The 4,942-nt window shown below is 45.0% G+C and carries 5 protein-coding genes; 1 reads left to right on the forward strand and 4 read right to left on the reverse strand.

What is annotated here, in order from left to right:
- From PAN06_RS12930 to PAN06_RS12945, 4 genes are all read right to left on the reverse strand, one after another.
- Window positions 1-546 (reverse strand): Ig-like domain-containing protein (locus PAN06_RS12930; protein ID WP_269796527.1); only part of this gene is annotated, 546 nt, incomplete at its 3' end.
- A gap of 372 nt (window positions 547-918) precedes the next feature.
- On the reverse strand, window positions 919-1,647 hold the full coding sequence (locus PAN06_RS12935; RefSeq protein ID WP_269796528.1) for a pseudouridine synthase: 729 nt from the start codon (window positions 1,645-1,647) through the stop codon (window positions 919-921).
- Window positions 1,638-2,801 (reverse strand): MFS transporter, encoded by a 1,164-nt coding sequence (locus PAN06_RS12940; protein WP_269796529.1) that lies wholly within the window; start codon window positions 2,799-2,801, stop codon window positions 1,638-1,640. The genes PAN06_RS12935 and PAN06_RS12940 overlap by 10 nt, the downstream gene beginning before the upstream one ends.
- A 105-nt stretch (window positions 2,802-2,906) precedes the next feature.
- Entirely contained in the window at window positions 2,907-4,070 is a 1,164-nt protein-coding gene (locus tag PAN06_RS12945; RefSeq protein ID WP_049488733.1) for an MFS transporter, read from the reverse strand.
- Window positions 4,071-4,214: 144 nt separating this feature from the next.
- Here PAN06_RS12945 and PAN06_RS12950 point away from each other — a divergent pair, with 144 nt between their 5' ends.
- Window positions 4,215-4,901: a cyclic nucleotide-binding domain-containing protein gene (locus tag PAN06_RS12950; RefSeq protein WP_269796530.1), complete on the forward strand. Its 687-nt coding sequence runs from the start codon at window positions 4,215-4,217 to the stop codon at window positions 4,899-4,901.
- Window positions 4,902-4,942 lie beyond the last annotated feature (41 nt).

Raw genomic sequence — 4,942 nt, forward strand, 5'->3', positions numbered from 1 at the left:
AGGATTCTCACCTGGATTGACCCCTTTGTAATCGATATTCCCACCCGAAATCACTTTCTTATCGATCGTAAGAGTAAAATCAAGTGTCTTTTGTCCTTTGACGACTTGGTGGTCTACACGCGCAAAGAAACGCAGTTTCCCTGTCACATTGGCCATTCTTTCAGGATAGTCTGTATAGGTTACGGTGATGACCTTTCTTTGATCATCTACCGTTGCTGTCGCAACTTTTTGACCACTTGGATCCAGCAGGTCAATGGTGTCCGTTTCAAAGACCTTAAAGTCATCTCCAAGTTGGATAACGGTCTGATCTCCCTTTTTTACACGTCCATTCGGCAACACAAAGTTTGCTTCAACTTGAAAACTCTCCCAAACACCGAGTGGATCTGTAATCGCTCCACCAGTTGATTTCGAGATGTTTACAGATGTCACAACATCATTGATCGTATCTGCATGGACTTTAGCTGGACTATTGGGTTTGGCAAATCCTAAAGCCGCTAGTAAAAATAGGGCAACTGTTGTCACAACAGAATAAAGCCACTTTTTCATAAACGATTTTTCTCCTTTTTCTACGTTTACTAGATAAGGTATGTGAGTCGAAAAATTATCACTACATATTGTGAATTTATACACAACCCATCTTTTTTCATTATAATCGATTTACTTTGAGAAGACAAGCTAATATATATGCTTTTTGTATTTTAAGTACATTTTTTTGAAACAAATAAAAAATAGAGAGTGGGACAGAAATCGGTAATTCGTTAGAATTCGATTTCGTCGTCCCACCTCCGCACAGTTGAGTAGGGCTGTAAAAGATGATGAAATCAGCGTAGTAGAGCCCACTCAACCACTGCGTCTTGCTCGACAATCTAAAAATAATTGAGAGGCTAGAACTTTTGTCCCAGCCTCTTGGTTTTTTGCTTATAAGGGAACTCCGAATACCTCTAGGGACTTGAGTTCAGAAGGATGGAGTCTCCGCCATTCTCCCAATTGAAGAGTGGAATCTAGCGTTAGAGGACCCATCGAGATCCGCTCTAAATCCACCACTTCCTTGCCACAGGCAGCGACCATGCGCTTGACTTGATGGAATTTTCCTTCAGCGATTTCGATTTCGACGTAGGAGCTGGCATTTGCCTCATCCACCTCTACGATCTGCAATCTCGCGGGCAAGGTCGTGAAGTCTTTGAGGGCAATGCCTGCTTCAAAGCGGGCTACATCTGCCTCATCCATGATCCCAGCCACTTGGGCACGGTAGATCTTCGACACATGCTTCTTCGGCGACAGCATGGCATGGGCGAGCTTACCATTATTGGTCAAAAGGAGCAAGCCATGGGTATCGATATCTAGGCGCCCGACAGGAAAGACTTCCTTGTGACGGGCTGTCTCATCCAATAGATCCAAGACAGTTTGGTGATGGTCATCCTCAGTCGCTGAGATGACTCCAGCTGGTTTATGAAGCAGATAATACACAAAGGTTTCATGGACCAGATTTTCCCCCATAAAGGTCACCTGATCCTTGTCTGGATCAATCTGTAGCTTCCCTACTGTCTCTTTTTTTCCATTCACTGCGATTTTCTTTTGCTTGAGAAGCTGCTTGACCTCGGTCCTACTCCCCATGCCACAATCCACTAAAAATTTATCTAAGCGCATGATTTCTTCCCGCTCTTTCGTACAATCCAAAGACCAAAAAAGGAAACCAGGATCATGAGGATACCAGAAAATCCAAAAATAAAGGCAGAAGTTGAGGAAACAGTTCCTAAGAGGCTAAGAACAAAGGTCGTCGCGATCGAACCTGCACTACACCCCAAAATCGCAATGGAAGTTGCCTGACTTAGTACTCCAGCGGGCATCTGATCAGATATGACATTAAAAACAGTTGTGAGAGCTACACTATAGGCAAAGCCTGCAAGGACGGTCACAATGGCAAGCATCCAGAGATTGGTAGAAACCCCGATCAACAGTTGGGTCAAGCCATAGGCCACTCCCGAAACGAGCAACAAGCGATCGCGGAAGAGCTGGGTCAATGGTGAGAAGGCTAATCCTGCAAGGATCCCGACAAATTGCATAGCTGCTAAAATAAGCCCTGCAGTTTGGGCAGTGCCATGCCCAACTTGCTCCACCACACTTGGAATCCGAACAGTAATCATGACATTAGATAAGACGATCGACGCCGCAACGACCGCTAAGCCGAGCGCTGTCCGCCATTGACCCCCTGTCATCTTGACATCCCGGTGTTTTTCCTCCACTGCTTCCGTCGTAGATCCATATGGCACAAATAAGAGATACAAGAGCAAGATAGGAATACTGATTCCATAGACGAGAAAGGCAGCCTGCCAGCCAAAGCGGATCAAAAGACTAACCCCAAAGGTCAGAACTGCTGTCCCGACAACTTCTGCAGAGCCACGAATGCCAAGTGTTTGGACACGTTCTTTTCCTTTATAGCGCTCACTGATAATGGCAATGGCAGAAACATTGAGTAAACCAACCGCCATCCCGAAAATAATCCGAGACAAAAAGACAACTGGATAGGCTGGACTGATTAAGGGAATAAAGCCACACAGGGCGTACGCAACTAAGCCTATCACAATCATCTGACGCTCTGAAAACAGGCGCCCAATCCATTTATTGAAGATGAGTGAAACCATGATCCCTGCAGAAGGAAGCGAGACCAAGAGCTCAATCATGCTGTGAGGAATTCCCTTATAATAGGCAAACATGGCCGACTGCGCACTCGAAATAGAAAACGAAGTCGTCAATATAAATGAAAGCGCGAGAATACTCACTTTCTCCATGATTCTTTTCATTATTTTTTCCTTTAAACTAATCTTTTTTTCACACTCCTCCTATAATAACACGAGCTAGTGACAGGACGCAATAGATTGAATTAAAAAAACGAAATGATTTCTCAATCATTTCGTTCGTGCTAGTAATTGTGAGGCGAAGACTCCTGTTCCAACCATCAAAGCACCAATCAAGACAAAGAGCAGGTGATTGGAAGGAGCTAGTGGCGTCACCAACTGAATGAAGAAAGAAGAGACGGCTGATCCAAGATTGCAGCCAATCAAGACCAGCGAGGTCGCAAGATTCAGGAGATTGGTCGGAATTTTTTCAGATAAGTGATAGAAGATACTGGTGACTCCCGTACTGTAGGTAAATCCTGCCAAGAGGGTTCCTAGAACCAGGCTCCACAGCTGTCCAGACAAGCCAATCAAGGCTAGAGCTAGACCGAAACCAAAGCACATGATCATGAGCAAGTTCTTTTTGAAAACATGTGTCAAACTAGCAAATCCCACTCCCGCTACAATCCCTGTCAATTGCATCAGACTTAGGACTGTTCCAGCTGTTGTCGCCGTTCCCATACGAGCGTCAACAATGATATCCGGCACGCGCAGGCTAATGATAGAATTGAAACAAATGATGATACCAGCAATCACGGCTAGCATCAGACTAAAACGCCATTGAGGGGAGCGAAGGCGTGCGGAACCTTTCTTTTTCTCCTTCAAGCTAGCCTGTTTTTTCCCCTTAGGATAGGGGACAAAAAGGATATAGAGGAGTAAAATCAAGAAACCACCTCCATATACGGCAAAGATCGCTGGCCAGCCTAGGGGTAAGAGTTGTCCAACAATAAAAGTCAAGATGGCAGAGCCCACCACTTCAGCAGACCCCCGATAGCCCAGCATCCGAGTCTTGTCATTGCCTGAGTACCGTTCACTGATAATCGAAATAGCCTTGGCATTGATCATTCCTGTCCCCAAACCAAAGAGAATACGACTCAGAAAGATGAGAGGATAGTCCTGCACGACCAAAGGCACAAGGCCGCTAGTTGAAAATAGCAAAAGCCCTGCGACAATCATCTGGCGCTCACTCATCCACCGCTCGATCAGGCTATTTAAAAAGAGCATGGCCACAACCGCAAAGGCCGGCAGGGAAACCAAGAGTTCCACCTGGCCTGCTGAATATCCGAATTGGCTAAAATAGGCCTTCATAGCTGGCAAACCGGCTGTAATTGAAAAAGATGAGATCAGCATGAGCGACAAGCTCAAGAGACTGATTCTTTCCATTGTTTTTTTCATTTTTTATTTCCTACACTTTACTGGTAACATTTAACTTTACTAGTTTTTTAAAAAAAGATTCAAACTAGTATTTTCAATAGAATCCTAGTATAATCAATTTAGAAAGAGAAAAATAGGACATTTGTCCTATTTTAGGAGATTGAGATGAAAAAAATTTCCCCATCTACGAAACTCACGGACATCATCACTGACTACCAATTGGATCAGATCTTTCCAGGTGACTGTCTTAGTCAGCTGGACCTCGTTCTCTATCAGGCTGGAGAGTATATCTGCCGCCAGGGTTCTGACCAAGATGTCATTCCTTATTTTCTCAAAGGCCGGCTCAAGATCGTCCACAGTCTTGAAAATGGTAGTGACACCATCCTTGAAATCCAAGAAAAACCTGGACTGTTAGGAGAGATTGAGCTCCTGCTCGATCGGGTCTGTATCACATCGGTCATTGCAGACCAAGACTCACTAGTCGTCCAGCTCTCTGCTCGGCATTTCAAGGACCGCCTCCTGCTGGACCCGACCTTTTTGCGTTCTACGGCCAAGACCTTGGCTGAGAAATTGCACCAGATCAACTATTTGGCCCCTGCCAACTTTCATTATTCGGTCAAGGAGCGCCTCGCTACACATTTTTTGGAACATGGTGATGAAAACGGGACCCTCAAGCCCAAGATGAATCAGCTGGCCCTGCGTTTTGGGATCAGCTACCGCCACCTTAGCCGCGTCATCAAGCAGATGATCGAAGAGGGCTTAGTCCAAAGAGAAGGGCGAGTCTATACGATTTTAGATGCAAAAAGGATGAATGATTTGTCCATCAAACATGCGGAAACCGTCGACAGATAACTTTAATTTTAGGCTCTTTTGTGTTATTATGGAGGGTAGAA

It is taken from the genome of Streptococcus sp. SM3, assembly GCF_027497875.1.

Bases quoted from the DNA above. Each gene is read 5' to 3' on its own strand.
- PAN06_RS12935 (WP_269796528.1), bottom strand. From the start codon at position 1,647: ATGCGCTTAGATAAATTTTTAGTGGATTGTGGCATGGGGAGTAGGACC.
- PAN06_RS12940 (WP_269796529.1), bottom strand. From the start codon at position 2,801: ATGAAAAGAATCATGGAGAAAGTGAGTATTCTCGCGCTTTCATTTATA.
- PAN06_RS12945 (WP_049488733.1), bottom strand. From the start codon at position 4,070: ATGAAAAAAACAATGGAAAGAATCAGTCTCTTGAGCTTGTCGCTCATG.
- PAN06_RS12950 (WP_269796530.1), top strand. From the start codon at position 4,215: ATGAAAAAAATTTCCCCATCTACGAAACTCACGGACATCATCACTGAC.